Source organism: Massilia sp. WG5, assembly GCF_001412595.2.
Lineage (GTDB): Bacteria > Pseudomonadota > Gammaproteobacteria > Burkholderiales > Burkholderiaceae_D > Telluria.
Genome location: NZ_CP012640.2, coordinates 5,372,078 through 5,397,492 on the forward strand (window position 1 = coordinate 5,372,078; position 25,415 = coordinate 5,397,492).

At 66.6% G+C, this 25,415-nt stretch carries 30 protein-coding genes; 18 read left to right on the forward strand and 12 right to left on the reverse strand.

The window, feature by feature from the left end:
• The first annotated feature begins 64 nt into the window (after window positions 1-64).
• From AM586_RS23970 to AM586_RS23980, 3 genes are read left to right on the forward strand one after another with little or no spacing between them, the layout of a single operon-like run.
• Window positions 65-364 carry a YqjD family protein gene (locus AM586_RS23970; RefSeq protein ID WP_047825590.1) on the forward strand — a complete coding sequence of 100 codons (300 nt, stop codon included), beginning with the start codon at window positions 65-67 and terminating at the stop codon, window positions 362-364.
• 17 nt (window positions 365-381) lie between these two features.
• Window positions 382-768 (forward strand): phage holin family protein, encoded by a 387-nt coding sequence (locus tag AM586_RS23975; protein WP_047825548.1) that lies wholly within the window; start codon window positions 382-384, stop codon window positions 766-768.
• 26 nt (window positions 769-794) lie between these two features.
• A complete protein-coding gene (locus AM586_RS23980; protein ID WP_047825547.1) occupies window positions 795-1,148 on the forward strand; it encodes a hypothetical protein in 354 nt (117 codons plus the stop codon).
• 165 nt (window positions 1,149-1,313) lie between these two features.
• Here the strand turns inward: AM586_RS23980 and AM586_RS23985 are convergent, their stop codons facing one another.
• Together AM586_RS23985 and AM586_RS23990 are read right to left on the reverse strand one after the other, a co-directional pair.
• The gene (locus tag AM586_RS23985; RefSeq protein WP_047825546.1) at window positions 1,314-1,724 is read right to left on the reverse strand and encodes a hypothetical protein; all 411 of its coding nucleotides are present in this window, start codon (window positions 1,722-1,724) and stop codon (window positions 1,314-1,316) included.
• A gap of 79 nt (window positions 1,725-1,803) precedes the next feature.
• The gene (locus AM586_RS23990) at window positions 1,804-2,325 is read right to left on the reverse strand and encodes a glycine zipper 2TM domain-containing protein (RefSeq protein ID WP_047825545.1); all 522 of its coding nucleotides are present in this window, start codon (window positions 2,323-2,325) and stop codon (window positions 1,804-1,806) included.
• A 194-nt stretch (window positions 2,326-2,519) separates the two neighbouring features.
• On the opposite strand from AM586_RS23990, the gene AM586_RS23995 reads away from it, so the two are divergent.
• The 3 genes from AM586_RS23995 to AM586_RS24005 all read left to right on the forward strand — a co-directional run bounded on the left by AM586_RS23995 (window position 2,520) and on the right by AM586_RS24005 (window position 4,895).
• On the forward strand, window positions 2,520-3,068 hold the full coding sequence (locus tag AM586_RS23995; protein ID WP_047825544.1) for a hypothetical protein: 549 nt from the start codon (window positions 2,520-2,522) through the stop codon (window positions 3,066-3,068).
• 76 nt (window positions 3,069-3,144) lie between these two features.
• Complete coding sequence (locus tag AM586_RS24000; RefSeq protein WP_060566757.1) at window positions 3,145-3,459, forward strand: BON domain-containing protein; 315 nt, start codon at window positions 3,145-3,147, stop codon at window positions 3,457-3,459.
• A 155-nt stretch (window positions 3,460-3,614) separates the two neighbouring features.
• Window positions 3,615-4,895, forward strand: coding sequence for an AI-2E family transporter (locus tag AM586_RS24005; protein ID WP_082439506.1), 1,281 nt, complete (start codon window positions 3,615-3,617; stop codon window positions 4,893-4,895).
• Window positions 4,896-4,916: 21 nt separating this feature from the next.
• Here AM586_RS24005 and AM586_RS24010 read toward each other — a convergent pair whose 3' ends face one another.
• Window positions 4,917-5,939 carry a YihY/virulence factor BrkB family protein gene (locus AM586_RS24010; RefSeq protein WP_082439507.1) on the reverse strand — a complete coding sequence of 341 codons (1,023 nt, stop codon included), beginning with the start codon at window positions 5,937-5,939 and terminating at the stop codon, window positions 4,917-4,919.
• Between the two features lie 84 nt (window positions 5,940-6,023).
• Window positions 6,024-7,052 (reverse strand): OmpA family protein, encoded by a 1,029-nt coding sequence (locus AM586_RS24015; RefSeq protein WP_047825543.1) that lies wholly within the window; start codon window positions 7,050-7,052, stop codon window positions 6,024-6,026.
• A 609-nt stretch (window positions 7,053-7,661) separates the two neighbouring features.
• Here AM586_RS24015 and AM586_RS24020 point away from each other — a divergent pair.
• The 5 genes from AM586_RS24020 to phbB all read left to right on the forward strand — a co-directional run bounded on the left by AM586_RS24020 (window position 7,662) and on the right by phbB (window position 11,643).
• The gene (locus tag AM586_RS24020) at window positions 7,662-8,267 is read left to right on the forward strand and encodes a winged helix-turn-helix domain-containing protein (RefSeq protein WP_047825542.1); all 606 of its coding nucleotides are present in this window, start codon (window positions 7,662-7,664) and stop codon (window positions 8,265-8,267) included.
• Between the two features lie 197 nt (window positions 8,268-8,464).
• The gene (locus tag AM586_RS24025) at window positions 8,465-9,226 is read left to right on the forward strand and encodes a glutathione peroxidase (protein ID WP_047825541.1); all 762 of its coding nucleotides are present in this window, start codon (window positions 8,465-8,467) and stop codon (window positions 9,224-9,226) included.
• Window positions 9,226-10,101, forward strand: a complete 876-nt coding sequence (locus AM586_RS24030) for a zinc-dependent peptidase (protein ID WP_047825540.1) — start codon at window positions 9,226-9,228, stop codon at window positions 10,099-10,101. Before AM586_RS24025 ends, AM586_RS24030 begins: the two co-directional genes overlap by 1 nt.
• Window positions 10,102-10,192: 91 nt before the next feature.
• On the forward strand, window positions 10,193-10,747 hold the full coding sequence (locus AM586_RS24035; protein ID WP_047825539.1) for a glycine zipper domain-containing protein: 555 nt from the start codon (window positions 10,193-10,195) through the stop codon (window positions 10,745-10,747).
• Window positions 10,748-10,884: 137 nt separating this feature from the next.
• Entirely contained in the window at window positions 10,885-11,643 is a 759-nt protein-coding gene (gene phbB / locus AM586_RS24040; protein ID WP_082439508.1) for an acetoacetyl-CoA reductase, read from the forward strand.
• A gap of 13 nt (window positions 11,644-11,656) precedes the next feature.
• Here phbB and AM586_RS24045 read toward each other — a convergent pair whose 3' ends face one another.
• The 8 genes from AM586_RS24045 to AM586_RS24080 form a co-directional block, all read right to left on the reverse strand.
• Window positions 11,657-12,040 carry a TraR/DksA C4-type zinc finger protein gene (locus AM586_RS24045; RefSeq protein ID WP_047825537.1) on the reverse strand — a complete coding sequence of 128 codons (384 nt, stop codon included), beginning with the start codon at window positions 12,038-12,040 and terminating at the stop codon, window positions 11,657-11,659.
• 71 nt (window positions 12,041-12,111) lie between these two features.
• Entirely contained in the window at window positions 12,112-12,612 is a 501-nt protein-coding gene (locus AM586_RS24050) for a hypothetical protein (protein WP_047825536.1), read from the reverse strand.
• Window positions 12,613-12,633: 21 nt separating this feature from the next.
• Window positions 12,634-13,497 carry a hypothetical protein gene (locus AM586_RS24055; protein ID WP_047825535.1) on the reverse strand — a complete coding sequence of 288 codons (864 nt, stop codon included), beginning with the start codon at window positions 13,495-13,497 and terminating at the stop codon, window positions 12,634-12,636.
• A gap of 93 nt (window positions 13,498-13,590) precedes the next feature.
• Complete coding sequence (gene otnI, locus AM586_RS24060; RefSeq protein WP_047825534.1) at window positions 13,591-14,367, reverse strand: 2-oxo-tetronate isomerase; 777 nt, start codon at window positions 14,365-14,367, stop codon at window positions 13,591-13,593.
• 98 nt (window positions 14,368-14,465) lie between these two features.
• A complete protein-coding gene (locus AM586_RS24065; RefSeq protein ID WP_047825533.1) occupies window positions 14,466-15,797 on the reverse strand; it encodes an MFS transporter in 1,332 nt (443 codons plus the stop codon).
• Window positions 15,794-16,228, reverse strand: a complete 435-nt coding sequence (locus tag AM586_RS24070) for a MarR family winged helix-turn-helix transcriptional regulator (protein WP_047825532.1) — start codon at window positions 16,226-16,228, stop codon at window positions 15,794-15,796. The genes AM586_RS24065 and AM586_RS24070 overlap by 4 nt, the downstream gene beginning before the upstream one ends.
• 172 nt (window positions 16,229-16,400) lie before the next feature.
• Window positions 16,401-17,882: a DEAD/DEAH box helicase gene (locus tag AM586_RS24075; protein ID WP_047825531.1), complete on the reverse strand. Its 1,482-nt coding sequence runs from the start codon at window positions 17,880-17,882 to the stop codon at window positions 16,401-16,403.
• A gap of 317 nt (window positions 17,883-18,199) precedes the next feature.
• Complete coding sequence (locus tag AM586_RS24080) at window positions 18,200-18,979, reverse strand: inositol monophosphatase family protein (RefSeq protein WP_047825530.1); 780 nt, start codon at window positions 18,977-18,979, stop codon at window positions 18,200-18,202.
• 182 nt (window positions 18,980-19,161) lie between these two features.
• On the opposite strand from AM586_RS24080, the gene AM586_RS24085 reads away from it, so the two are divergent.
• The 7 genes from AM586_RS24085 (at window position 19,162) to AM586_RS24115 (ending at window position 25,414) form a co-directional block, all read left to right on the forward strand.
• Window positions 19,162-19,920, forward strand: a complete 759-nt coding sequence (locus AM586_RS24085) for an RNA methyltransferase (protein WP_047825529.1) — start codon at window positions 19,162-19,164, stop codon at window positions 19,918-19,920.
• Window positions 19,921-20,176: 256 nt separating this feature from the next.
• Window positions 20,177-20,698, forward strand: a complete 522-nt coding sequence (locus tag AM586_RS24090; RefSeq protein WP_047825528.1) for a twin-arginine translocation signal domain-containing protein — start codon at window positions 20,177-20,179, stop codon at window positions 20,696-20,698.
• Window positions 20,695-22,347 carry a GMC family oxidoreductase gene (locus tag AM586_RS24095; RefSeq protein WP_047825527.1) on the forward strand — a complete coding sequence of 551 codons (1,653 nt, stop codon included), beginning with the start codon at window positions 20,695-20,697 and terminating at the stop codon, window positions 22,345-22,347. The genes AM586_RS24090 and AM586_RS24095 overlap by 4 nt, the downstream gene beginning before the upstream one ends.
• Window positions 22,348-22,354: 7 nt before the next feature.
• Complete coding sequence (locus AM586_RS24100) at window positions 22,355-23,284, forward strand: triacylglycerol lipase (protein ID WP_047825526.1); 930 nt, start codon at window positions 22,355-22,357, stop codon at window positions 23,282-23,284.
• A gap of 49 nt (window positions 23,285-23,333) precedes the next feature.
• The gene (locus tag AM586_RS24105) at window positions 23,334-24,086 is read left to right on the forward strand and encodes a response regulator (protein WP_047825525.1); all 753 of its coding nucleotides are present in this window, start codon (window positions 23,334-23,336) and stop codon (window positions 24,084-24,086) included.
• An 84-nt stretch (window positions 24,087-24,170) separates the two neighbouring features.
• On the forward strand, window positions 24,171-24,851 hold the full coding sequence (locus tag AM586_RS24110) for a TetR/AcrR family transcriptional regulator (protein ID WP_047825524.1): 681 nt from the start codon (window positions 24,171-24,173) through the stop codon (window positions 24,849-24,851).
• On the forward strand, window positions 24,848-25,414 hold the full coding sequence (locus AM586_RS24115) for a TIGR00730 family Rossman fold protein (protein WP_047825523.1): 567 nt from the start codon (window positions 24,848-24,850) through the stop codon (window positions 25,412-25,414). Before AM586_RS24110 ends, AM586_RS24115 begins: the two co-directional genes overlap by 4 nt.
• The last annotated feature ends 1 nt before the right edge of the window (window position 25,415 follow it).

Below are 25,415 nucleotides of genomic sequence, written 5' to 3' on the forward strand. Positions count from 1 at the left end.
CAACATGCTCGATTCCATCCGCGCCAACACCGACGCCGCCCGCGCCAGGGCCAACGCCGCCTCCATGAACGGCAGCCTGGACGATGCCGGCACCGACATGCAGTCGCTGGTCAAGGACGCCCAGTCGCTGCTGACCGCCGCCGCTTCGCTGACCGGCACCAAGGCCGACGAGCTGCGCGCGCGCGGCATGCGCATGCTGGATGCGGCGCTGGGCAAGAGTGGCGAGTACAAGGATCAAGCCGTGGTCAAGGGTAAGGAACTGGCGCGCGCCACCGATGTCTACGTTAAAGACAACCCGTGGCGCACCGTGGCCGCGGCAGCTGGTGTCGGCCTGCTGGTCGGTGTCCTGCTGGGCCGCAAATAAAAGAGCCGGGGGCAGCCATGGAAACCAAGGAAACAGTCGTACATGGCCCCGGCCTCATGGGTGGGATCACGGGCCTGGCAAAAAACCTGTTCGGCCTGGTGGTGTCGCGCGTGGAGCTTGCCGCGCTCGAACTGACCGAGGTGCGCAACCATGTGATCGAGCTCGTCGCCATCTTCGCGATGGCCGTGCTCGCCACCTGGTTCGCCCTCGCTTACGGCACCGCGACCATCGTCGCGCTGGCGTGGGACGAGATGGGCTGGAAGATCCTGCTCGTCATGTTCTTCGTCTTCCTCATCATCACCGGCATCCTGGTGGCCAAGGGCCTTTCCATGCTGAAGGCGGGCAAGCTCGCATTCCCGGAGACGATGAAGGAACTGCGCAACGACCGCGACATGCTGATGTGAGCAAGCAAGCTGAAAGGGGAGGAAATATGCAAAAGAACGATCATCGCAGCCACGAGGAACAGAAGCGGGCGCTGCTGCGCGACGGCGAGTTCTACCGCGCCGGCGTCGCCCATGCGCGTGCCCAGATCAAGCACGCGGCGCGTCCCGAAGTCATGTTTCACACGGTCATCGATCACGCCACTTGGGCACTGCGCACGCGTGCCGATGCACTGCTGAAACCTACCGGTACAAGTGTATCTGTGCTGGCTCCTTATGCCCTAACCGTGCTAGGCTTCATCCGTAGGCGCAAGCTCGTAAAACCTGCATTGGGCATCACGGCATTGGCAGGTATTGCCGCTTGGTACGTACAGCGCAAACGCGCGCAGCAAATGGCATACTGAGAGCGCATTCGCGGCCGGCCGGCAATGCAATACCGGGCCGGTCCGCATGACAGGATATGGTGGGGCTTGAGCGGCGTCGCAATCCTCGGATTGGACGCCGTCTTTTTGTCAGCCGTCCAGCTCTCGGCTCCGGGTTCTCAGCTCTCAGCTCTCAGCTCTCAGCTCTCAGCGCGAGGCCGGCGTCGAGGTCTGCACCGTGGACTGTACCGAGCCTTCCGGCGCAGCGTCGAGCTGGGCCGGGGCATTCTTCATCTCCTGCTCGTAGTTCGCGCGCGCTTCCTTCAGGCAGGCACTGCGTCCGCCCGAGCTGCCCTTGTGGCAGGCATTCTTCGCTTCTTCATAGGCGGCGCCGATTTCCTTCTGGAGCGTGCGCAGTCGCGCCTGGCGCGACATGTCCTCGCGGTCCCAGCGCCCCGGACCGCCTTGCCTGACTTCGCCTGCCTGCTTGGCCGCGACGGCCTTGTCGACGGTGCTGTCGTCATGGGTCTGCGCCTGGGCGTACGCGCCGGCGGCGCACAAGGCGGCAAGTGCGCCGGCCAGCACGCGCGCGCGCAAGCCTGTTTGTAGCTGTCTCATGGAATCCTCCGTGTTCTCGGCAAACAAAAGCCGGCGCGAGGCGCCGGCATGCTTCGATTCACATCATCCGATAGATTTCTTAGTAACGGTAGACGCGGCCGTCGACGATGCGCACGCGGTTGCCCACGCGCAGGTCGTTGACACTGTCCTGCATGACGGTGCGGTACTCGCCATTGTCCAGGCGGATATTCACGGCATACATCTGCTGGCCAGCCGCCGCGTCGCGGTTGCGCTCGACATTGTTGCCGATCGCTGCGCCGGCCACGCCGCCGGCCACGGTGGCTGCGGTACGGCCGCCGCCGCTGCCGACCTGGTTGCCGGCCAGTGCGCCGACCAGGCCGCCGACGATCGCGCCGGCGCCGCTGGTGCGGGCTTCCGCATTCGTCACCTGGATCGATTCGATGGTGCCGTAGCCGGCCGAGGCATTGTCGCGGTAGCCGCCGTTGTTGTAGCCACCGTTGTTGTAGCCGCCATTGTTATAGCCGGTGTTGTAACCGTCGCGGTAGCCACTGTTGTTGCCATAGTAGGGGTCGCTGCTGGCGCAACCGCCGAGGATTGCGCCGGCCGCTACCAGAGCGGCAAGAGTACGAATTGCTTTCATGATTTGTTCTCCTGGCAAAGATGTAAGGCCAGATTAAGCAGCCACATGCCTGAGGTCTGTGCGATGACGCACCCTGTCGTCCTGCCATTTGTTTGCTTTTTGCACACAATTTTTCGCTGTGTACGGCACCGAACAGAACTTGTGCTTACGGCAGAGTAAAACGTCACCTGAGTGTTGAAAAAAGGAGAAAAAGAATGCGAACACCTCACGTGATTCTGCTGCTGGGTGCTGCGATGCTGTGGGCCGCGAGCCATGCCCATGGGGCGACGCCGGCCAGCAAGCTGGCGTACGAACAGGCGCGCGAACTGGCGGCTGCCAATTACAAGAATGCGCGCGCCCAGTGCGATGCCGTGACCGGCAATCCGAAGGATGTGTGCGTGGCCGAAGCCAAGGCGGCGCGCGTGCGCACCGAAGAGGAAGCGCGCGCGAAGTACGAAGACACGCTGAAAGCCTATACCCGGGCCCGCCTGCGTATTGCCGACGCCGAGTACGAGCGCGACAAGGCCAAATGCGCCGGCCTGGCCGGCAACCCGAAGGATGTCTGCCAGGCCCAGGCCAAGGCGGCGCTGGTCGCGGCGCGCGCCGACGCCAAGGCCGACCAGAAAACCATCGAAGCGCGCAACGAAGCGCGCGACGACAAGCTGGAGGCGGCCTGGAAGGTTGCCATGGAACGCTGCGACGCCTTTGCCGGCGCCGCTCGCGACCAGTGCGTTTCGAACGCCAAGACCCAGTTCGGAAAATGATTTAAACGATTTATAACCGGCCTTCAAGGCCATTCCGTATCACCCGTGTGATGCATTGACAACAAAGGAGCTCATCATGACCATGACCAAACGTATCGCCACCGCCATCCTGACCGCTTCCGTCGCCTTCGCCGTCGTCGGCTGCGCGCAGACCGCCAGCCACGAAAGCACCGGCCAGTACCTCGACGACGCCGGCATCACCACCAAGGTGAAGGCTGCTTTCGCCGCTGATCCGAACGTCAAGGCGACCGAGATCAACGTCGAAACCTACCAGGGCACCGTTCAGCTGTCGGGCTTCGTGGCACAGCCGCAGGATGCGCAGCGCGCCGCCGACATCGCGCGTGGCGTGAAGGGCGTGACCGCCGTGAAGAACGACATTCGCGTCAAGTAAGGTACGTGGGGCAATCCGCGTAGAATAAGCTGACGCCGGATGAAGCTGTCCGGCCGCCGCGGGCGATCCGCCTGGTGATCCGCCCGGGCGCGTCGGCTGGACAGGACCATATCGGCCAGCCCTGGGGTTGGCCTTTTCTTTTTGCAGGTACCGCTATGCAGCTCGCTCCATCCGGCAACACATCCGTCGAGTCATCCGAATCCCACGCCGCGGCGCATCCGCCGGCGAGCGTACGTACGCCCGAGGACGCGGCGCGCGAAGCCGGCCTGCTGCACGAGGAGGGCGCGCCCACCGGCGAAGAGCTGGGCGCCATGCACGGCGGCCTGCGCCTGCCGGTGCACGTGAACGCGCGCGGGATGTCCCTGGGTATCCTGGCCACCGTCGCCTTCGTGTTCGCCCTCCAGGCGGCCAAGAATTTCCTCGTTCCCCTGCTGCTCGGCATTTTCCTTGCCTATACCCTCAGCCCGGTGGTGCGCTGGCTGGAGCGCTGGCACGTCAAGCGCGCGATCGGCGCGACCCTGGTCACGGCCGCGATCCTGGCCGGCATGGCCGTGACCATGCAGCGCCTGCAGGGCGAGTTCTTCAACATCGTCGACGGCCTGCCGACGCTGACCCACAAGGTCACCAGGCTGCTCACCGAGGCCTCCGACGGCCAGCCCTCGACCATCCAGCAGGTGCAGGCAGCCGCGGCCGAGATCGAACAGGCGGCCGCCAACGCCGGCTCGGATGCGCGCCGCGCCATCCAGCAAAAGCACGCGGCGCCGTCCAGCGCGCCGGGCGCGAGCAATTTCCGCGTGATGGACTGGCTGCTGGCCGGCTCGATGGGCCTGGCCAGCTTCATCTCGCAGGCGACCATGGTGGTGTTCCTGGTGTTCTTCCTGCTGCTGGCGGGCGACACCTTCAAGCGCAAGCTGGTCAAGCTGACCGGCCCTTCGCTGACACGCAAGAAGGTCACGGTACACATCCTGGAAGACATCAACACCTCGATCCAGAACTATATGTTCATGCTGCTCGTCACCAACACGCTGCTGGCCCTGCTGATGTGGGGCGTGCTGCGCATGATCGGACTGGAGAACGCGGGCGCCTGGGCCATCTTCGCGGGCGTGGCCCACATCATGCCGTACTTCGGGCCGCTCCTGATCACCTCGGCCACCGGCCTGGTCGCCTTCCTGCAGTTCGAGTCGCTGCGCATGGTGATCCTGGTAGCGGGCGCCTCGCTGGCGATCGCCACCCTGGTCGGCATGGTCGTCACCACCTGGATGACCGGCAAGATCGCCAAGATGAACCCGGCCGCGGTGTTCGTCAGCCTGCTGTTCTGGGGCTGGCTATGGGGGATGTGGGGCCTGCTGCTCGGCGTGCCCGTGGTGGTGGTGGTGAAGGTGGTGGCCGAGCGGGTGGAAGGAATGGAAGTGGTGGCCGAGCTGCTGGGCGAGTGAGCTGGCAGCCCGGCCGGGCGATCACGCAGTGTGATTGATCGCCACTCCCAGCCGCCGGTCCGGCGCGCTGCCGGTGCGGCGGTCGCGCGAGCCCGAGGTGCGGCGTTCGCGGATGCGGCGTTCCGGCCTGCCGTCGGGCAGGTCGCCCAGCGGTGATACTTCCTTCTTCCTGGCGTCCTTGCTCAGGCTGCCCAACTGGACCGCATACTGGCGGGCGAATTCGGCGCCCAGGAAGAAGATCTGCGCCGAGTAGTACACCCACAGCAGCAGGGCGATCAGCGAGCCGGCCGCGCCGAAGCTGCTGGCAGTGCCGCTGTTGCCGATGTACAGGCCAATCGCGTACTTCCCGAGGGTCCACATGATGGCCGTGCCGAGCGCGCCGATGGTCACGTCGTGCCAGGACAGCTTGACGCGCGGCAGCAGCTTGTAGATGGCCGCGAACATGGTGGCGATCACCAGGAAGCTGAAGGCCCAGGCGACCCAGCCGAGGATGATGGTGGCGTCATGCCACATCCCGCCGATGAATTTCTCTGCCACGGTCAGTGCGGCCGACACCACCAGCGAGGTCATCAGGAGCAGGGCAAGAGTCAGGATCAGGCCGAAAGACAGCAGGCGGGTGCGGATCGTGATCCACCAGCTCGCGTCCTTTGGCGGCGGTGCGTCCCAGATCTCGTCCAGGCTGTCCTTCAGCTCGGCAAACGCGCTGGTGGCGCCGACCACCAGCAGCACCGAAGCGACGATGGTGGCGAACAGGCCGCTGTCCTTGTTGCGGGCGCCGGCCAGGATGGCCTGGATCGTTTCCGCGCCCTGCGGGCCGACCAGGCCGCGCAACTGGCCGAGCAATTGGCCCTGGGCCGCATCGGTGCCGTAGAAAAAGCCGGCGACGGCAATCACCAGCACCAGGATCGGAGCAAGCGAGAACAGGGAATAGAAGGCCAGGGCCGCGCCCTTGCTCGCGGCACGATGGTCTATCCATTCCGTCACCGCGCAGCGCATCACGTGCATGAGCTTGCGCGAAAACGGCAGCAGGTTTTTTACATCCATATTGCTTCCTCCAAATAAATAACGCGCCCGAAGGCGCGTTGTTCGGGCGCGGAAGCGGGAGTGCGAACACTCCCGCAAGCCGCATTACTGCACGCGGCGTTCGACGGTGATCTGCTCCACCTCGACGCGACGGTTCGGCGCCAGGCACTCGATCAGCTCCGACTTCTTCTTCTGCTTGCAGTCGGTGACGACCGGGTTCGATTCGCCCTTGCCGTGAGCCTGCAGGCGGTTGGCGGCGACGCCCTTGCCGACCAGGTACTCGCGCACGGCGTCGGCGCGGCGCTGCGACAGCTTCTGGTTGTACTTGGTCGAGCCCAGGCGGTCGGTGTAGCCGACGATGTCGACGTCGGTGATCGACGGATCGGCCTGCAGGGCAGCGGCGATGTCGTCCAGCTTAGGCTGCGGCATCGACAGGGTGGCGCTGTCGAAGGCGAACAGCTCGGTCGCCGACAGGGTCACCTTCTCGAAGCGGGCCGGCGGCGGCGGAGCGACCGGAGCCGGTGCCGGTGCCGGGGCTTCGACCACCGGGGTCGGTTCGACCACCGGTGCCGGTGCCGGCGGAGCCGGCGGCGGGTTGAAGGCGTAGATCAGGCTGAAGCTGACGTACTTGGTGAGGGCTTTCGAGAAGCCGAAATCGTCGTCGTGGCGAAGATTGCTCTTGAGCGCGCGGGCGTCCAGCTGCATCGACCATTGGTCGTTCAGGCTTGCCTGGAGACCCAGGCCGGCGGTGACATACGGCGACCAGCCGGACGTGTTGTTGCCCGGGCGGCTGATCTTGTCGCGCTCGCCGCCGAGGCCAACCAGCAGGAAGGGACGGATCTGCTTACGCGACAGCATCAGCAGCGCGTCGGCGCCGACCACGGTCTGGTGGTAGTCGGTGAGGCTGTTGTCGGAACGCGAATGAGTTGCGCCGATCTGGATGTCCCACAGCGGGTGCACCGCCCTACCGAACTTCAACCCGCCGCCCCAGTCACTTCCGCCGACGCCGAAGTCATGATCGGGCTTGATACGGACGACGGTCGGCGCCACATACCAGGACGGATTGATGACTTCTTGAGCCAGCGTCGACGCAGCCGAGCAGAGCAGAGCGGCAGCCAGAGCGATCTTCTTCATATTATTCACAGGTAACTCCTATTGGTTGTAAATGTGCATACATCGCATGCCTAGACAGTGATGTTGTGATCAAGAATACAAGCCCATGTTTCCAAGGGTCCGTGCGGTAGCGCACCTAGCTACTCGTGTTTGTGACAATTACGCAACGCGACAGTTCCAATTTTTGTCTGGACATCCACAGCACATCCGTTAAGATGCGGACATCTTCGCGCAATGTCGCGGATATATTCCTCATATGCAAGTATCTTGCAGGAAACTAAGGAATTAACTGTTTCAATTTGTAATACTTCTTAGGTCGTCATGTCACGATCTCTTATCGTTACTTCCGGACATCGAGCGTTACCCGAGGCAGTTTGTTGTCGTGCCCGCCATAAAAGCCGCCGTCTTTCTCCACTTCCAGCAATTCGATGCCTGCGCAGCGTCAATACGCTGAACAGGTTAATAACTTTGAGAAATTTTCGGCAATGTTGGCTGGCGCACAGAACTCCGGGTCTGACGCAGGCAATCTTGTATCCAGTTAAGCGGAACCGGCGTGTTGACCAAGGGTCATAGAAGTACGACGCCGCTCCGGGCCACAGAACACAGTCTTATTACATGGAGTAAACCAACATGCATGCAGCGACTCATCACAATGCGGTGCAAGGCGACATCGGCGCAGTGCACACTTCCAGCAACTCTGCACTGATCGAACGAGTCCCCCCGCAGCCGACCGAGCGCGCCCCGATTTCACTGGCGCCGATCGAGCGTGTGCGGTCGACCTCGGCCACCCAGCGCCGTATCGAGAACATGCAGAAGCTGATTGGCGAGCTGCAAACGCATGAAATGCTGGCCGACGAGATCGCCTGGTTCCTGAAGTTCTCGCCGTCGGGCGCCCGCAAGTACATCCGCGACCTGCGCGAAGCCGGCGTGATCGAACTGGCGCGCTACATCGAGGGCACCGCCACCTACCTGGGCAAGGCCGTGTACCGCATCTCGCCGGATCCGGAGCGCGTCAAGGCCTTCCTGGCCGCGATCTGCCAGCCGAAGCGCGAAGGCGCCGCCCCGCGCAAGGAGCGTCCGGGCCTGCGCGAGCAGAGCATGGCAGGCACCGGCCGTCATTTCCACATCCTGGCCGACGACACCCACTACGCGATCCGCGTGAACCGCAGCCCGGTCAGCCGCGATCCGCTGGTCGCCGCCCTGTTTGGTCCGGCTCCGAGCCAGGTCGCCAAATAAGCCAGCCCCGAATCTGCCCTGAGCCTCCGGGCGACCGCCGATGGCGGCTGCCACGCGAGTAAACGGCACGATGCGCGCCACCGCCTCCCGGCGGTGGCTTTTTTTTTACTGCCCACTTTCCAATTGAAAAGCTGATAAGGACTCCCATATGCGGCGGGAAGCGGTAATGCGCCGCGCCGTCAACCACAGGAGATTCCATGTTACCGAGTGCAGATTCGCTGGAAGGAAAGCCCGTCCCCCAGGTCACGTTCAAGGCCCGTCCCGACGACCAGTGGCGCGACATCACGACCGACGAGTTGTTCAAGGGCAAGACCGTGGTCGTCTTTGCCTTGCCGGGCGCCTATACGCCCACCTGTTCGTCCGCACACCTGCCGCGCTATAACGAACTGGCGCCGGTCTTGCGCGAGAATGGCGTCGACGATATCGTCTGCATCACCGTCAACGATCCTTTCGTCGTCAACGAGTGGCAGCGTAGCCAGGAAGCGGACAACATCACCATGATTCCGGACGGCAACGGCGACTTCAGCGAAGGCATGGGCCTGCTCGTGGACAAGCGCGAGCTCGGCTTCGGCAAGCGGTCCTGGCGCTACTCGATGCTGGTGAAGGATGGCATCATCGACAAGATCTTCATCGAGCCGGACAAGGAGGGCGACCCGTTCGAGGTGTCGGACGCCGACACCATGCTGCGCCACATCAATCCGGAAGCGAAGCCGAGCGAGCCGGTGGTCATGTTCTCCAAGCCCGGCTGCCCCTTCTGCGCGCGCGCCAAGGCCGTGCTGAAGGCGCGCGGCGTTCCCTTCACCGATATCCCGCAGGACCAGAAGATCACCACCAGCGTGCTGCGCGCCGTCTCGGGCGAGATGACCTGGCCCCAGGTCTTCATCGGCGGCACGCGGATCGGCGGCGCCGACGCCGTCGAGGCGCATTTCGGATCGTCCGGCGCCCCGGCGGCAGCGTGATGGAGACCAGCGCCGCCGTCGCCTGCGCCGCCATCGCCGGCGGCTTGCTGCTGGCCTGGGGCCTGCCGCGCTGGCGCCTGCGGCGGGCGCTGGGGCGTCCGCTCGACGTCCGCCAGCTGGCCTTCATCGAAAGCAATGTCGTCCAGTACCGCGGCATGCCGGCGCCGCTGCGCGCGCAGCTGCAGGACCTGGTCAAGCGCTTCCTGCACGAGAAGACCTTCGTCGGCTGCGCCGGGCTCGAGGTGACCGAGGAGATGCGGGTGACGATCGCGGCCCAGGCCTGCCTGCTGCTGCTGAACCGCAGCACCGAGGTGTATCCCGGCCTGCATGCGGTGCTGGTATATCCGGGCGCCTTCCTGGTGCCGCGCAAGCAGGTCGACGCCGGCGGCGTGGTCACCGAAACGCGCCAGGACCTGCTCGGCGAATCCTGGGGCGACGGGCGCGTGATCCTGTCCTGGGATCACGTTCGCCGCGCCGCTCACGCGCCGGAGGGCGCGCAGAACGTGGTGCTGCACGAATTCGCGCACCAGCTCGACAGCGAATCCGGCAGCACCAACGGCGCGCCCCTGCTCGGCAGCGCCGAACGCTACAAGCGCTGGTCGGAGACCCTGGCGCGCGACTTCGAACTATTGCGCCGCGAGACCTACTGGGGCTACCGCGACGTGCTCGATCCCTACGGCGCCAGCAGCCCGGCCGAGTTCTTCGCGGTGGCCACCGAAAGCTTCTTCGAGCAGCCGCATGCGCTGGCGGCGCGCCATGCCGAGCTGTATGCCGAGTTCCAGCGCTATTTCCGCGTCGACCCGCGCGAGTGGTTCCCGCTGCCGCAGTGGCAGGAACCGGAACTGCATCATGCGGCCTACGGCCAATGGCAATAGATGCAGAAATAAGCAGCGTGCGTTTGCGAACAGAGGAGTCGCCGCCGGGCGCGCATGCTCTGCAGTACTGACGAGTCCAGGAGGAATTCTCATGTCCATGATCATTGCAGGGCACTTCGAGCTTCAGGAGGAAGTCGAGCGGGCGCGCCGCGCGCTGCTCGACGCCGGCTTCGCGGGCGAACGCATCAGCGGCTTCTACCTGAGCCAGCCCGGCCAGCACGACCAGACCCCGATCGGCGGCGACCACATGCAGTCGCCGGGGGCCAAGGAAACGCCCGAGGGCGTGGCGCAGGGCGCCGGCGCCGGCGCCGCGGTCGGCGTGGTGGCGGGCGCCGCAACGTCGCCGCTCACGGGGCCGCTGGGGCCGGTGGTCGGCGGCCTGGTCGGCGCCCACGTCGGCTCGCTGTTCAGCTTTTCGAAGATGAAGGAAGCCGGCGAGAAGGAAGCGGGCGGCCGTGCACCGGTCGAGAACCGCCATGCCGGCATGCTGGTCGCGGTGGCCTTCGACGATACCGGCCTCGAGGGCAAGGCGGTGGATGTGCTGCGCGGCCTCGGCGCCACCCAGATCGAGCGCGCCAGGGGCAATATCGTCGACGGCGACTGGGCCGACTTCGATCCGGGCAGCGCCCCCGACATCATCCGCTGAGCGCGCGCGCCGGCGTCGCAAGCGGTCTGAGCATTAACACTCTTGAGCTTTATCAAAGCTGGGCTTGTTGGCGCTCCTAGACTCGGTATTTCAAGCCGCGCAAGGCGCGCGGCCTTACCGACGACAGGACGACCGCCATGCACGATGATAAAGCAGCGAGCAAAGTAGCCTTGGTAACAGGTGGAATGGGTGGACTGGGCACGGCGATCTGCCGGCGCCTGCACGACGAAGGGTTTCAGGTGGCAACGACGTACTCGCCGGCCAACCCGACCCCGGAAGCCTGGCTGGCGGCCCAGCGCGACGACGCTTACCGCTTCAAGGCCTACAAGCTCGACGTCACCGATTATGGCGACTGCGAGTGGATGATGCAGAAGCTGCTGGCCGAGATGGGCCGGCTCGATGTGCTCGTCAACAATGCCGGCATCACGCGCGACCGCAGCCTGCGCAGGATGGGCGTCGACGACTGGCAGGCGGTGCTGCGCGCCGACCTCGACAGCGTATTCAACCTGAGCAAGCAGGCGATCGAGCCGATGATGGCGCGGCGCTGGGGCCGGATCGTGAATATCTCCTCGGTGAATGGCCAGCAGGGCGCCTTCGGCCAGGCCAACTATGCCGCCGCCAAGGCCGGTATGCACGGCTTCACCAAGGCGCTGGCGCTGGAGATGGCGCGCCATGGCGTTACCGTCAACACGGTCTCGCCGGGCTACCTGCGCACCAAAATGGTGGAGGCCGTGCCGCAGGACGTCCTGAAGGACAAGATCCTGCCGCAAATCCCGATGGGCCGCCTGGGCGAGCCGGACGAGGTGGCGGGGCTGGTGGCCTATCTGGTGTCCGACGTGGCGGCCTTCATGACCGGGGCGAACCTGGCCATCAACGGCGGCCAGCACATGTACTAGAGTACCCTAGGAATTAATGTCTTTGCTCGGCGCGCGTCTGGCAGCCTATGCAGAGGCGCGCTTCCGGCCGCGCCAGCAGGCGCGAAGCGCCGATCGGCTGGCCGCATTCCTCGCACAGGCCGTAGCTCCCGTCCTCGAACTTGGCCAGCGCATGGCGCAGCACCTGCACCTCGGCCGCATGGTGGCCGGCGGCCTCGCGCGAGAGGTCGTTCAGCAGGCGCACGGTGGCGCGGTCGAGGGGGGAACTTTCGACTTCGGCCACCGGCAGTTCGGCGTCGGAGGCTTGCGTCGCCTCCATGCTCTCCAGCGCATGCAGGCGCTGTTCCAGCATCGACTTCAGGAGCGCGAGCCGGTCAGGGTCCGCGCCGTCGGGCTGGACGCTTGGATTGACGGTCATTGGAAGGCCCTCCGGTTGGATGCTGCGGAAGGCCCAGTGTAGCGCAACTGCGAGCGTCTTTGGGCGCGATCCTAAGCCGGCGGCGCTTCGTGCAGCGCGACCACGTCGAGCTGGGTCTTCAACTGGTCGACCGCCGCCAGGATCGGCAGCACCTGTCCGGTGGAGGCCGCCGCCGCCAGGCCCAGCAGGCGGGCGACCAGGGTGATGCCGTCGCCGATGCGGGTGATCTTCTTGATCTTGTCGGCGGCATCGATGGTGAGCGCGACCAGGTGCTGCTGCGACTGGCCGAGCGAACCGACGATGCAGGTGGCGGCGTCGGCATACAGGCGGTTGGCGCGCTGGCGCAGCTCGACCTCGGCGTCGAGCAGGGTGCGCGCGACCGCCTGCTCCGACTCCGGCACCTCGCCATGGTGCTGCGCCTGGCTGCGGTGGACGTCGCGCATCACCCGCTCGTGGATGCTGTCGGCGCAGGCGGACAGGCGGTCGGCCAGTTCTTCGACTTGCTTTGCGGTGGCGAGGGCGTCGGCCGGGGTCGGCGGCGCCTTTGCCGGGTTGGGGTTGTCGTTTGCCATGGAGCCTCCTCGGGCCTCTGATCAGGGGGAATCGGACAGCGCGTCGCGCAGGGCGATCAGCTCGCGCCCATAAGCGGCCAGGATGGTGCGCACCTCCGGGGCCGACAGGTTGTGCAGGTTCTCGCGCATCTTCTGGTGCCCCAGCGCGACCTTGGTCAGGCCCTGCATGGCGGCCTCGTAGCGCTTGTCGATCAGCTTGTATTCGTTCGCCTTGCTCAGGTAATGCACCTTGGCCAGGGTCACCAGCATGCGGTCCGAATTTCTGGTCGAGAACGGGATCTCGACGTCGAAGATGCCGAGGATGGTCTTCTTCTCGTTCTCGTTGGTCTTCGCGTACAGGCGGGTCAGGTTGATCATCGCCTCCAGCAGCAGCTGCACGTCGGCGTCGCCGTCGCGCACCATGGTCTCGACGCTGCGGTTCTGGTAGCCGGAGGCGATCACCCGCGTCAGCAGCCGGGTCAGGCCCGTGTAGGCGGCGATGTGGCGTTGCTGCAGGCCCGAATCGGCATTCGCCTTCAGGCCGTTGCCGAGGTCGTCGAGCTGGGCGGACAGGTCATAGCGGGTGTCGCCGGCCAGCAGGCTCAGGGTCTGCATATACAGCACCAGGCTTTTCTGGATGCTGATGAAGTCCTCGTAGACCGCCTTGCGGCGCGCATCGTTTTCCCTGGCGATGCGGTCGGCGGCCGGTGACAGGTAGGGCTGCTCGCGCTCGTAGGTGTCGCGGTAGCGCTTCGACAGCTCGGCATAGCCGCCGATACGGGCCGAAGCATCGGCGAATTGCCTTACTTCCGCGAGGCTGACCTGCCCGGTACCGGCGCAGCCGCCCAGCAGCAGGCCGGCGAGAAGGATGAGCAGGCAGCGACGCCAATGCGATCGAATGTCCATGGTTCCTTTCCAGCCGGCGGAGTGCCGACCTCGAAAAGTCCCATTCTTTCAAAGTTGCCCAACGGCTACCTTGCCGATGGTCAAGTCATGCGTTCATCGGCATGCATCGCGCCAGCCCAGTCCCGCCACCGTGTCGCCGAGCGGGTTGTACTCGCAGCCGACCCAGCCCTCGTAGCCAAGCTCGTCCAGGAGCTTGAACAGGAAGGGAAAATTGATCTCGCCGGTACCAGGCTCGTGGCGGCCGGGCACGTCGGCCAGCTGGATGTGGTGGATCAGCGGCAGGCGCTCGCGCAGGGTGTTGGCGAGCTCGCCTTCCATGCGCTGCATATGATAGATGTCGTACTGCATGAAGAGGTTGGGGGCGCCGCATTCGGCGATGATGCCGGCGGCCTGGGCGCTGTGGGTCAGGAAGTAGCCCGGGATGTCGCGGTCGTTGATCGGTTCGATCAGCACTTCGATGCCGTGGCGGGCGCAGGCCTCGGCGGCGAAGCGCAGGTTCGATACGAAGGTGGCGTGGGCGCGCTCTGGCGCGACGTTCGGCGGGAGCTTGCCGGCCATGCAGTGCAGGCGCGGCACGCCGAGGTCGACCGCGTAGTCGAGGGCCAGTTCGACGCTGTCCTGGAATTCGCCGGCGCGGCGCGGATCGCAGGCAAAGCCGCGCTCGCCGGCGGCCCAGTCGCCGGGCGGGAAATTGTGCAGTACGAGTTGCAGCTTGTAGCGCTGCAGGCGGCCGACGATCTGTTCCGTCTCGAAGGCATAGGGGAACAGGAACTCGACCGCGTCGAAGCCGGCCGCGCGCGCCGCGGCAAAGCGTTCGAGGAAACCGAGTTCGTTGAACATCAGGCTCAGGTTGGCGGCGAATTTCGGCATGTGGACGGCTTGTTGGTGGTCGATAGTGCCTTATCGTAGCCGATTGTGCGCCGCGCCGTTGGTGGGCGCGGCGCGGGCGGCTGTCGGACGCCAGCTCGTCAGTTTGTCGGCGCCCGCGAAGCCGCGGGCGCCGCTGCCGCCGCGGCATCGCTCAAGCGCGCCATCGGCGTGAACAGCCAGGCCGCCAGGGCCGTCACGCCCAGGCACAGGCCGCCGCCGACGAACAGGGTGGGCAGGGCGACGTGGCTGGCCACCCATCCGGCGACCGTCGCGCTCAGCGGCGCCAAGCCCATGAAGACGAACATGAAGATGCTCATCATGCGGCCCAGCATCTGCGGGGCGACGCGCTGCTGGATCCAGGTGAACACGGCCACCTGGATATAGCCGCTCAGCACACCGACCGCGCCCATCAGCAGCATGCCCTGCCAGCTGCTCGTGACCAGGCCCATCGGCATCAGCAGGATGCCGGCCAGGCCGTCCACCAGCAGCAGGGTGAGGCCGAGATTGCCCAGGCGGCGCCGGCCGAGCACGCCGGACAACGCCATCCCGGCCAGCGCACCGGCGCCGTGCGCGCCCATCAGCAGGCCGAGGGCGGAAGCGCCGTGCAGGCGCTCGCTGGCCAGCAGCGGCATCGCCACCTGCATCACGCCGCCGCCGACGCAGGCGCACAAGCCCCAGTACAGGAAGGCGGTGCGCATGCTCGTGTCGCGCCACAGTGCGGCCAGGCCGGCGCCGACCGCGCGCAGCACCGGCTCGTGTGCTGGCGCCTGCGCCTGCACGGGCGCGGCGGCCGGCAGCGGCCTGACCTTGGCCAGGGTCCAGGCCGACAGCGCGAAACTGAAGGCATCGAAGGCAAAAGCCAGGCCCAGGCCGCGCGCGCCGCCGTTCGCCATGCCGGTGCTGCCGTCGCCGCCCAGCGCAAACAGCAGGCCGGCCAGCAGCGGTCCGGCCAGCATGGTCACCTGGCGCACCGCCATCATCATTGCGTTTGCCTGCGGCAACTGTTCGCGGGACACGGCCTGCGGCAGCATCGAGGTGCCGGCCGGGATGCTGAAGGCCGAGGCCAGGCTGAGGACCGTGGCCAGCAGCGTGACCAGCGGCAGGGTCGCGCGGCCGCTCAGCACCAGGGCGGCCAGCAGGCCCAGCAGCACGGTGTTGACGTGCTTGGTCAGCATCAGGATCCGCTTGGGCGAATGGCGGTCGACCAGGGCGCCGCCGAACAGGATCAGGACCGCGCGCGGCACGCCCAGCAGGGCCACCATCATGCCGAGCGCGAGCGGGTCGCGGGTCAGCTGCAGCACCAGCCAGGGCAGGGCGATCATGGTGAACTGGTCGCCGAGGGCGGAAATCACGCCGCCGCCCATCAGCCAGGCATAGTTGGGGTCGCGCAGCAGGGCGGCGCGCGGGCCCGGCGCGGCGGCGGGCTTCATTGGTCGGTTCCGGCCAGCTGGGCCAGCAGGGTTGACGTCGCTTCGAGCTGGGCCCGCGACGGCGCGCCCAGCATGGCGCGGCTGACGTTGTCGACCACGGTCGTGGCGTTCGTCACCAGCTCGCTGCCGGTGGCGGTGATGATGGCGTAGCCGACGCGGGCGTCGCGCGGATCGCTTTGGCGGTCGACCAGGCCGATCTTTTCCAGCGGCAGCAGCGAGCGGGTCACGCCGGAGGCGGTCAGGCCCAGTTTTTCGGCCAGGTCGACCCGGCGCAGGCGGCCGCCGGGGGCGCGCTGCAACTGCAGCAGCAGCTGGTAGTCGGCAAAGCTGATGCCGTGGTGGCCGCCGAGGGCGCTGTCCAGGCGGCGCGAGAGGGCGGCCCAGGCGCGTCCCATGCGCAGGCAGAATTCGGTGCTCAATGTGTCGCTCATGACGATCTCCTGATAATTGAAAAGTACTTGACCGCTCAAGTATCTTCCAATTCTCGACACTTGGCAAGTACTTGAGTAATCAACTATCACGCATGGGCGAAAAAAAGCCGGGGCCGCGCAAGCATGACGATTGCGCGACCCCGGCTTATGCAGCTTCTATATCAGCGGCCGATCAGCGATCGCCGCCGCCGCTGCGTGCCGATGCCGGGCGCGGACCGCGGTTCTGGCCGCTGCGTCCACCGCCGCCGTTGCCGCCATTCCCGCCGTTGCCGCGTCCGCCGGCATTCGCGCCGCTACGGTTGCCGCCTGGCTGGCCGCCGTTGCGCGGTGCGCCGCCTGCCGGGGCGCTGCTGCGCTGGCCGGCCGGAGCAGGGCTGCGGCCCGCTGCGGGCGCCGCGCCGCGCGGTGCGTTACCCGGGCGGCCGCCGCCCGGACGACCGCCACGGTTGCCGTGGCCTGGTGCGCCGCTGCGCAGCTGGATCGGCTGGGCCTTGGCGTTCGGGTCCGGCTCGAAGCCCGGGATGACCTGGCGCGGCAGGGTTTGCTTGATCAGCTTCTCGATGTCCTTGAGCATCTGGTGTTCGTCGACGCAGACCAGGGACACCGCTTCGCCGGTGGCGCCGGCGCGGCCGGTGCGGCCGATCCGGTGCACGTAGTCTTCCGGTACGTTCGGCAGGTCGTAGTTGACCACGTGCGGCAGCTGGTCGATGTCGATGCCGCGCGCCGCGATGTCGGTGGCGACCAGGGCGGTCAGGCTGCCGTCCTTGAACTCGGCCAGCGCCTTGGTGCGTGCCGACTGGCTCTTGTTGCCGTGGATCGCCATCGCGCCGATGCCGTCCTTGCCGAGCTGTTCGACCAGCTTGTTGGCGCCGTGCTTGGTGCGGGTGAACACCAGCACCTGCTTCCAGTTGTTGGTCTTGATCAGGTGGGCCAGCATCGGGTGCTTCTTGTCGCGGTCGACCGGGTGGATCATCTGCTCGATGACTTCCACGGTCGAGTTGCGGCGCGCCACTTCGATCAGTGCCGGGTTGTTCAGCAGCTTGTCGGCCAGGGCCTTGATCTCGTCCGAGAAAGTGGCCGAGAACAGCAGGTTCTGGCGCTTCGGCGGCAGCACCGCCAGCACCTTCTTGATGTCGTGGATGAAGCCCATGTCGAGCATGCGGTCGGCTTCGTCCAGCACCAGGATCTCGATCTTGTCGAGCTTGATGGTGCCCTGGCCGACGTGGTCGAGCAGGCGGCCGGGGGTCGCGACCAGGATGTCGACGCCGTTGGCCAGCAGCTTGATCTGCGGATGGATGCCGACGCCGCCGAAGATCACGGCCGAATTCAGGTTGGTGTACTTGGCGTAGGTGCGGATGTTTTCCTCGACCTGGGCCGCGAGTTCGCGGGTCGGGGCCAGCACCAGCGCGCGGATCGGGCGCTTCGAGGTCTTGTTGGTCAGGGCCGCGCCGTTCTTGTCGGTCGACAGGCGGTGCAGCACGGGCAGCGTGAAGCCGGCAGTCTTGCCGGTGCCGGTCTGGGCGCCGGCCAGCAGGTCGCCGCCGCCCAGCACGGCCGGAATGGCCTGCGCCTGGATCGGGGTCGGAGCGGTATAGCCCGCTTCGGTAACGGCACGTACGATGGCGTCGGTCAGACCGAGAGTAGTGAATGACATAGTTTTTCTGTAGGGATCGGCCCGTCGCCTTCAGGTCGAAGGCGCCAGTCCAGTCGATCGGATTACACAAGGCAGGGCGGCCGGTACTGGTGCCGGTACGCCAAGACGAGGCCAAGGAAGGCCACGCGGTATTATATTCTAAATGTTTCGCTAGGGAAATTTTAGCGGTGAAGCGGAGGCGCGGCGCCGGGGTAAGACGCCGGAAGCGGTCAGCAGGCCTGCAGCCCCGTCAGGCGCCTGGGCGCACTGGCTGGGGCACCAGAATCACAGTCTGCTATTGTACGTGAAAGCGGGGAGGGACGTATTCACGCGCTCGTTTACGCAAACGGCTTCAGGACGGCAACCATGCCGGCGAAGACTTTCGGGCCGGCGGCGATCACGTCGCCCTTGTTCAGGTATTCGGATTCACCGCTGAACTCGCCGACGATGCCGCCGGCCTCGGTGACCAGCAGGGAGCCTGCGGCGATATCCCAGATCTTCAGGCCTTTCTCGAAGAAGCCGTCGACACGGCCGGCGGCCACGTTGGCCAGTTCCAGCGCTGCCGAGCCGCTCGAGCGCACGCCCTGGCAGCGGGGCGCCATCACTTCGTACATGCGCAGGTATTCGGCCAGGTCGCGCGGCTCGACGCCGTGGCCGGAGCCGATCAGGGCCTTGCTGATGCGGTCGGGATTGCGCACGCGGATGCGCTTTTCGTTCAAGTAGGAGCCGGCGCCCTTGGTGGCGGTGAACAGGTCGTTGCGGACCGGGTCGTAGATCACGGCCTGGGTGATCACGCCGCGTTGCTGCAGCGCGATCGAGACGCAGTAGTTCGGGTAGCCGTGCAGGAAGTTGGTGGTGCCGTCGATCGGATCGATGATCCAGACGTATTCGCTCTCGTCGTTCAGGTTGGCGGTCGGGCCGGACTCTTCGCCCAGGATGGCGTGGTCGGGGTAGGCTTTCAGCAGGGTCTCGACGATCGCCTGTTCCGCCGCCTGGTCGACGTCGGTGACGAAGTTGTTATGGCTTTTTTCGCTGACGGTAATGCGGTCGAGATCGAAAGACGCGCGGTTGATGACCGTGGCGGCGCGGCGGGCGGCCTTGATGGCCGTGTTGAGCATTGGGTGCATGAGAGCTTCCTGAAAAATGCTGACGCCCACCGCGCAAGCAGCGCCGTGAACGATCGTTGAACGAGAATGACAAAGAGCAAAGCGGTGCCGAAACCGTTAAAATCGCGGCCGGATCGCAAGACCTCCAGGCCACATTTCAACCGCTCGTCACCGCGCGATGGCGCTATTTTACAATGAACCCGACCGAAACTGACACATCTCTTTTCCAACGCCTCCGTTTTGTGCTAGTTGAAACCAGCCGGGCAGGCAATGTCGGCTCGGTGGCGCGGGCGATGAAGACCATGGGCTTTGCCGACCTGGTGCTGGTGGCGCCGCGCTGCGCCGATCCGCTGCACGATCCGGAAGCGGTCGCCTTCGCCAGCGGCGCGCTCGACGTGCTGGATGGTGCGCGCATCGTCGGCACTGTGGCGGAGGCGCTGGAAGGCTGCAATTTCGCCGCCGCGGTGTCGGCCCGGCTGCGCGAATTCTCGCCGCCGGTCTGGACCCCGCGCGCCTTTTCCGCACATGTGGCTTCGACGCCGGACCTGCGCCCGGCGCTGATTCTCGGCAACGAGCGCGTCGGCCTGCCGAACGAGATCGTCGCCGGCTGCAATGTGCTGATCAACATCCCGGCGAATCCATCGTACTCCTCGCTGAACCTGTCGCAGGCGGCCCAGGTGCTGGCCTATGAGTGCCGGCTGGCGGCGGAAGGAGAAAATCGCACCCAGACCGGGGTCGGTTTCCAGGGCGAGGCCGCCAGCATGGCCCAGATCGAGGGCATGTACGCCCACCTCGAAGAAGCGCTGGTGGCGATCGGCTTTTTAAATGCCGACAACCCGAAAAAACTGATGCCGCGCCTGAAGCGCCTGTTCGCCCGCACCCAGCTGGAAACCGAAGAAGTCAACATCCTGCGCGGCATCGCCCGCCAGATGCTGAATCACCGCCAGGACTGAAGATTCGGGGTCAGAGTCCTTTTTTGGGCAATGGCCATCAAGCACAACATGCAAGCTTGCTTCGCCAATGGCGCTGCTTCTGCAAACGCGATTCGGCCTTTCTTCCGCCGATCCGAATGGCGTTTGGCTGCCCGGGCGGACGCAAAATGTGCTCTGACCCCGAATTCGCAAGCTAGACGCGGGGCTCTAGTTTTTCGCGGCTTTCCATGCGATTCTTTCGCTTACACTAAATAAAAAAGCAAGTTAAAGGTCCAGCATGGAGACAAGCCGCAGATCCTTCCTCAAGGCCGGCGCCCTGGCCGCGCTCGTGCTCGCCGCCGGGGGCGGCGTCTACCGTTATACGCATCCTCCCGCGCCAAAGGGCTTCGTCATCGACGGCGAGGCGCGCGCGGCCTTGCACGCGATCGTCCCGGCGATCCTGGCCGGCATGCTGCCGGCCGAGCCGACGGCGCGCACCCGGGCCATCCAGGCGACGACCGAGCGCGTCAACCAGACCATCCTCGGCCTGCCGCTGGCCACCCAGCAGGAAGTGCAGGACCTGTTCGGCCTGCTCGCGCTGGCGCCGGCGCGCCGGCTCCTGACCGGCATCCCGCATGGCTGGGCCGAAGCGAACGACGCCGAGGTGAGCGCCTGGCTGCAGGACTGGCGCATCCACCGGCTGGCCCTGCTGCGCACCGCCTACCAGGCCCTGCACGACCTGGTGCTGGGCAGCTGGTACAGCGACGCCGCCAACTGGGCGGCGATCGGCTACCCTGGCCCCATCAAGGAACTGGCATGAGCAACACGAACACCATCCCCGATCCCATCGAAGCCGGCCTGGCGCGCGGCTGGAAGATCGTCGACGGCGCCCGCGCGGACAGCGACGGCAGCCTCGACGCCGACGTCGTGATCGTCGGCAGCGGCGCCGGCGGCGGCGTCACCGCCGAGATCCTGGCGCTCAGCGGCCTGTCCGTCGTGATCGTCGAGGAGGGCGCGCTGAAATCCTCGCGCGACTTCAACATGCGCGAAGCCGAGGCCTATCCCGCGCTGTACCAGGAGTCCGCCGCGCGCAAGACCAGGGACAAGGCGATCACGATCCTGCAGGGCCGCACCGTCGGCGGTTCGACCACGGTCAACTGGACCTCCAGCTTCCGCACCCCGCCCGACACCCTGGCTTTCTGGCAGCAGCGCCACGGCCTGCGCGACTACAGCGTGGAAGCGCTGGCGCCCTGGTTCGAGACCATGGAGGCGCGCCTGCACATCGCCGACTGGCCGGCCGCGCCGAACGAGAACAACGACCTGCTGCGGCGCGGCGCCGCGAAGCTCGGCATCCCGACCGGCTTCATCCGCCGCAACGTCAACGGCTGCTGGAACCTCGGCTACTGCGGCATGGGCTGCCCGACCAACGCCAAGCAGTCGATGCTGGTGACCACCATCCCGTCCGCGCTCGACCATGGCGCGACCCTGGTCACCCGCGCGCGCGCCGAACGCTTCCTCATCCAGGGCGAGCGCATCGAGTCGCTGGAGTGCACGCTGCTGGACGCCGACGGCATCCACCCGAACGGGCGCCGCCTGCGCCTGCGCGCGAAACACTATGTGCTGGCCGGCGGCGCGATCAATTCGCCGGCGCTGCTGCTGCGCTCGAACGCGCCCGATCCCAACCGCCTGCTGGGCAAGCGCACCTTCCTGCACCCGACACTGATCGCGGCCGCGGTATTCCCGCAGCGCGTCGACGCTTATGCCGGCGCCCCGCAGACCGTATATTCGGACCACTTCCTGCACACCCAGGCGATCGACGGCCCGCTCGGCTTCAAGCTGGAAGCGCCGCCGCTGCACCCGGTGCTGCTGTCGACCACCATGACCGGCTTCGGCGTCCAGCATGCAGACATGATGCGCCAGTTCCCGCACCTGCAGGGCATGCTGGCGCTGCTGCGCGACGGCTTCCATCCGGATTCGCAGGGCGGGACCGTGTCCCTGGCCGCGGGTGGCGCGCCGCTGCTCGACTATCCGCTCAACGATCCGCTGTGGGACGGCGCCCGCCGCGCACTCCTGACCATGGCCGAGATCCAGTTCGCGGCCGGCGCCGGCGCGGTCCAGGTGGCGCACGAGACGGCGCCGCGCTACACCTCCTGGCAGCAGGCAAAGGAGGGCATCGCCGCGCTGCCTTACCGTCCCCACCTGACGCGGGTGGCCTCGGCGCACGTGATGGGCGGCTGCATGATGGCCGGCGACCCGCGCGCCGGCGTGACCGGACCGGACGGGCGCTACTACGGCCTGGCCAACCTGTCGGTGCATGACGGCTCGCTGTTCCCGACCTCGATCGGGGCCAATCCGCAACTGTCGATCTACGGCATCTCCGCGCGCCTGGCGAGCCGGCTGGCGCAGTCGATGACCGGGCGGCCGGCGGCGCGTCCGGTGCCGAACAGCGCCACGCCCAAGGCTGCGTGAGGAGGAGATGAAAAGCGCGCGCCGCCTGCTGCGGGCGCTGCTGCTGGTGCAGCTGGCGGCGGCCCTGCTGATCGGCTGGGCCGCGCTGGCCTGGCTGAAGGCGGCGCCGTGGCAGGCGGCGCTGCTCGGCATCGGCGGCGTGGTGCTGGTGCGCCTGCTCATCAACATGAACAACTTCATGCTGGCCGCGCACTTCGCCAGCGCCACCCCGCGCGCCTTCCGCCTCGGCCCGCGCGCGCGCCTGCGCCTGCTGGCCGAGGAATTCCGCGCCAGCATGCTGGTCACGTCCTGGTTCGTGCCGCGCGCCAGCGCCACCACCCGCATCTACCCCGGCAGTGCACATCCGCCGGTGCTGCTGCTGCACGGCTACGGCTGCAACAGCGGCTACTGGGCCCACCTGACGCGGCTGCTGGACGCGGCCCGCATCGGCCACGCGAGCGTCGACCTGGAACCGGTCGCCGGCGACATCGACGGCTACGTGCCGCTGGTCGAGCGCGCGGTCCGCGACCTGTGCGCCGCGGCCGGGGAGAAGCAGGTGGCGATCGTCGCGCACAGCATGGGCGGGCTGGTGGCGCGCGCCTGGATGCGCGTCCACGGCACGGACCGGGTGGCGCGTGTGATCACGCTCGGCACGCCGCACCACGGCACCGCGCTGGCGCGCTTCGGCCTGGGCGAGAACGCCTTCCAGATGCGGCCCGGCAGTCCCTGGCTGCGCGCGCTGGCCGCCAGCGAGGAGGCGGCCACCCGCGCCCTCGTCACCTCGCTCTACACCCACCACGACAACATCGTGTCGCCGCAGGAATCGAGCCGCCTGGAGGGCGCGCGCAACCTGGAATTCGGCGGCATCGGCCACGTCGCCCTCGGCAGCAATCCGCGCGTGCTGGCGGCGGTCATGCAGGAACTGGCGGCACTTCCTTCCCGGACCGTGGGGTGTTAGAGTAAATACAAAAGTGGTCAATACAAAAAACACTCCTGGGAGACAGGCCATGTCTGCGCGTATCCTCATCGTCGAAGACGACTCTTCCACCCGCGAGCTGATGGCCTGTCTGCTGCAGGAAGCCGGCCACGCCGTGAGCGGCGCCGGCGACGGCGCAGACGGCTTGCGCCTGGCCCTCGACGGCCGCCCCGACCTGGTGGTGTGCGACCTGTGTCTGCCCTCGCTGGACGGCCATGCGGTGGCGCGCGCCCTGCGGGCCGATCCCGGCTGCGCGCACATCCCGCTGCTGGCCGTCAGCGCGCTGGCGCGGGCGGGCGACCGCGAACGGGTGCTGGCGGCCGGCTTCGACGGCTACCTGTGCAAGCCGATCGAGCCAGCCAGCTTCGTCGCCGAGGTCGAGGCCTTCCTGCCGGCGCCGGCGCGGGCGCCGACCCTGATGGTGGTCGACGACGACGCCTTCATGCGCGAAGTGCTGGTCGACGCCCTCGAGGACGAACCGTGGCGCATCCTCAGCGCCGGCTCGGCCGAGGAGGCGCTGGCGCTGCTCGAACAGCATACGGTCGACGTGATCCTGTCCGACCAGTGCATGCCGGGGATGCAGGGAACCGAGCTGATGGCCCGCGTCAGCCGCGAGCATCCGCGCACCGTGCGCCTGATCCTGTCCGGCCTGTCCGAGCTGGAGCCGATCGAGCGCGCCTGCGCCGCCGGCCTGGTCGACCGCCGCCTTTCCAAGCCCTGGGCGGCCGGCGCGCTGCGCGAGGACCTGCGCGCCGCATTCGCCCTGCAGCGCGAACGAATTTGAGGAGGCGGGCGCCTGCCCGGTCGATATGGCCGCCGCCGGCGTCCGGTGTTATCCTTGCGGGTGAGTTCAACCATGCCGTCTTCCATGCAACAAAAAGCGCCGCGCCGGACCCGCGAACGGATTCTCGAATTGTCGCTCAGGCTGTTCAACGAATTCGGCGAGCCGAACATCACGACCACCGTGATCGCCGAAGAGATGAACATCTCTCCGGGGAACCTGTATTACCACTTCCGGAACAAGGACGACATTGTCAATTCGATCTTCGCCCAGTTCGAGACCGAGATCGGGCGCATGCTGACCGTGCCGGCCGGGCGCCGCTCGAACCTCGAGGACGTCTGGCTTTACCTGCGCATGATGTTCGAGCTGATCTGGCGCTACCGCTTCTTCTACCGCGACCTGAACGACCTGCTGTCGCGTAACCGCAAGCTGGAGCTGCACTTCAAGGCCATCCTGGCGCACAAGATCAAGGTCGCGCGCCAGCTCTGCGAAGACCTGCGCAGCGAAGGTTCGCTGGAAGCCGGCGACAGCCAGATTGGCGCGATGGCGACCAATATGGTGGTGGTGGCGACCTACTGGCTGTCCTACGAGTACGTGCGCAACCCGCGCAAGTACAGCGAGCAGCAGGCGATCGCCGACGCCCTCGCGCGCGGCTGTTACCAGGTGCTGTCGATGCTCGGTCCCTACCTGCGCGGCGAGACCCGGGAGCTGTTCCAGCGCCTCGCCGACGACTACTTGAAGCAGTTGCCCCCCGAAGGAAAAGAATGAAAGCCATCGCCGTCTACTGCGGCGCCTCGCCCGGCGCCGATCCCCTTTTCGCCGAAGCCGCGCGCGGCCTGGCGCGCGTGCTGGTCGCGCGCAACATCGGCCTGGTCTACGGCGGCGGCAAGGTCGGCCTGATGGGCGTGATCGCCGACGAGGTGCTGCGCCTCGGCGGCGAAGCCACCGGCGTGATCCCGCGCGCCCTGCTGGAGCGCGAAGTCGGCCACACCGGGCTGACCCGCCAGTTCGTGGTCAAGGACATGCACGAACGGAAGGCGATGATGTCGAACCTGGCCGACGGCTTCATCGCGATGCCGGGCGGGATGGGGACGCTGGAAGAGCTGTTCGAGATGGTGACCTGGGCCCAGCTGGGCATCCACGCCAAGCCGATCGGCCTCCTGAGCCCGAACGGCTTCTGGGACCGCCTGGTCGCCTTCGTCGGCCACATGGTGGAGCAGGGCTTCGTACGCCCTGCGCATGCGGAGCTGATGATGCTGGAGGCCGATCCGGATGCGCTGGTGGCGCGCCTGCAGGCGGCCGCGCCGCCGCGCGGAGAGTCTCTGGTCTGAT

Excerpts from the sequence above, each read along its gene's own strand:
- AM586_RS23995 (WP_047825544.1), top strand. The coding sequence starts at position 2,520 with ATGCGAACACCTCACGTGATTCTGCTGCTGGGTGCTGCGATGCTGTGG.
- AM586_RS24070 (WP_047825532.1), bottom strand. The coding sequence starts at position 16,228 with ATGAGCGACACATTGAGCACCGAATTCTGCCTGCGCATGGGACGCGCC.
- AM586_RS24050 (WP_047825536.1), bottom strand. The coding sequence starts at position 12,612 with ATGGCAAACGACAACCCCAACCCGGCAAAGGCGCCGCCGACCCCGGCC.
- AM586_RS24105 (WP_047825525.1), top strand. The coding sequence starts at position 23,334 with ATGTCTGCGCGTATCCTCATCGTCGAAGACGACTCTTCCACCCGCGAG.
- AM586_RS23985 (WP_047825546.1), bottom strand. The coding sequence starts at position 1,724 with ATGAGACAGCTACAAACAGGCTTGCGCGCGCGCGTGCTGGCCGGCGCA.
- AM586_RS24035 (WP_047825539.1), top strand. The coding sequence starts at position 10,193 with ATGTCCATGATCATTGCAGGGCACTTCGAGCTTCAGGAGGAAGTCGAG.
- AM586_RS24030 (WP_047825540.1), top strand. The coding sequence starts at position 9,226 with ATGGAGACCAGCGCCGCCGTCGCCTGCGCCGCCATCGCCGGCGGCTTG.
- AM586_RS23970 (WP_047825590.1), top strand. The coding sequence starts at position 65 with ATGAACGGCAGCCTGGACGATGCCGGCACCGACATGCAGTCGCTGGTC.
- otnI (WP_047825534.1), bottom strand. The coding sequence starts at position 14,367 with ATGCCGAAATTCGCCGCCAACCTGAGCCTGATGTTCAACGAACTCGGT.
- AM586_RS24115 (WP_047825523.1), top strand. The coding sequence starts at position 24,848 with ATGAAAGCCATCGCCGTCTACTGCGGCGCCTCGCCCGGCGCCGATCCC.
- AM586_RS24085 (WP_047825529.1), top strand. The coding sequence starts at position 19,162 with ATGAACCCGACCGAAACTGACACATCTCTTTTCCAACGCCTCCGTTTT.
- AM586_RS24045 (WP_047825537.1), bottom strand. The coding sequence starts at position 12,040 with ATGACCGTCAATCCAAGCGTCCAGCCCGACGGCGCGGACCCTGACCGG.
- AM586_RS24025 (WP_047825541.1), top strand. The coding sequence starts at position 8,465 with ATGTTACCGAGTGCAGATTCGCTGGAAGGAAAGCCCGTCCCCCAGGTC.
- AM586_RS24090 (WP_047825528.1), top strand. The coding sequence starts at position 20,177 with ATGGAGACAAGCCGCAGATCCTTCCTCAAGGCCGGCGCCCTGGCCGCG.
- AM586_RS24065 (WP_047825533.1), bottom strand. The coding sequence starts at position 15,797 with ATGAAGCCCGCCGCCGCGCCGGGCCCGCGCGCCGCCCTGCTGCGCGAC.
- AM586_RS23975 (WP_047825548.1), top strand. The coding sequence starts at position 382 with ATGGAAACCAAGGAAACAGTCGTACATGGCCCCGGCCTCATGGGTGGG.
- AM586_RS24015 (WP_047825543.1), bottom strand. The coding sequence starts at position 7,052 with ATGAAGAAGATCGCTCTGGCTGCCGCTCTGCTCTGCTCGGCTGCGTCG.
- AM586_RS24080 (WP_047825530.1), bottom strand. The coding sequence starts at position 18,979 with ATGCTCAACACGGCCATCAAGGCCGCCCGCCGCGCCGCCACGGTCATC.
- AM586_RS23990 (WP_047825545.1), bottom strand. The coding sequence starts at position 2,325 with ATGAAAGCAATTCGTACTCTTGCCGCTCTGGTAGCGGCCGGCGCAATC.
- AM586_RS23980 (WP_047825547.1), top strand. The coding sequence starts at position 795 with ATGCAAAAGAACGATCATCGCAGCCACGAGGAACAGAAGCGGGCGCTG.
- AM586_RS24100 (WP_047825526.1), top strand. The coding sequence starts at position 22,355 with ATGAAAAGCGCGCGCCGCCTGCTGCGGGCGCTGCTGCTGGTGCAGCTG.
- AM586_RS24000 (WP_060566757.1), top strand. The coding sequence starts at position 3,145 with ATGACCATGACCAAACGTATCGCCACCGCCATCCTGACCGCTTCCGTC.
- phbB (WP_082439508.1), top strand. The coding sequence starts at position 10,885 with ATGCACGATGATAAAGCAGCGAGCAAAGTAGCCTTGGTAACAGGTGGA.
- AM586_RS24005 (WP_082439506.1), top strand. The coding sequence starts at position 3,615 with ATGCAGCTCGCTCCATCCGGCAACACATCCGTCGAGTCATCCGAATCC.
- AM586_RS24055 (WP_047825535.1), bottom strand. The coding sequence starts at position 13,497 with ATGGACATTCGATCGCATTGGCGTCGCTGCCTGCTCATCCTTCTCGCC.
- AM586_RS24075 (WP_047825531.1), bottom strand. The coding sequence starts at position 17,882 with ATGTCATTCACTACTCTCGGTCTGACCGACGCCATCGTACGTGCCGTT.
- AM586_RS24110 (WP_047825524.1), top strand. The coding sequence starts at position 24,171 with ATGCAACAAAAAGCGCCGCGCCGGACCCGCGAACGGATTCTCGAATTG.
- AM586_RS24095 (WP_047825527.1), top strand. The coding sequence starts at position 20,695 with ATGAGCAACACGAACACCATCCCCGATCCCATCGAAGCCGGCCTGGCG.
- AM586_RS24020 (WP_047825542.1), top strand. The coding sequence starts at position 7,662 with ATGCATGCAGCGACTCATCACAATGCGGTGCAAGGCGACATCGGCGCA.
- AM586_RS24010 (WP_082439507.1), bottom strand. The coding sequence starts at position 5,939 with ATGGATGTAAAAAACCTGCTGCCGTTTTCGCGCAAGCTCATGCACGTG.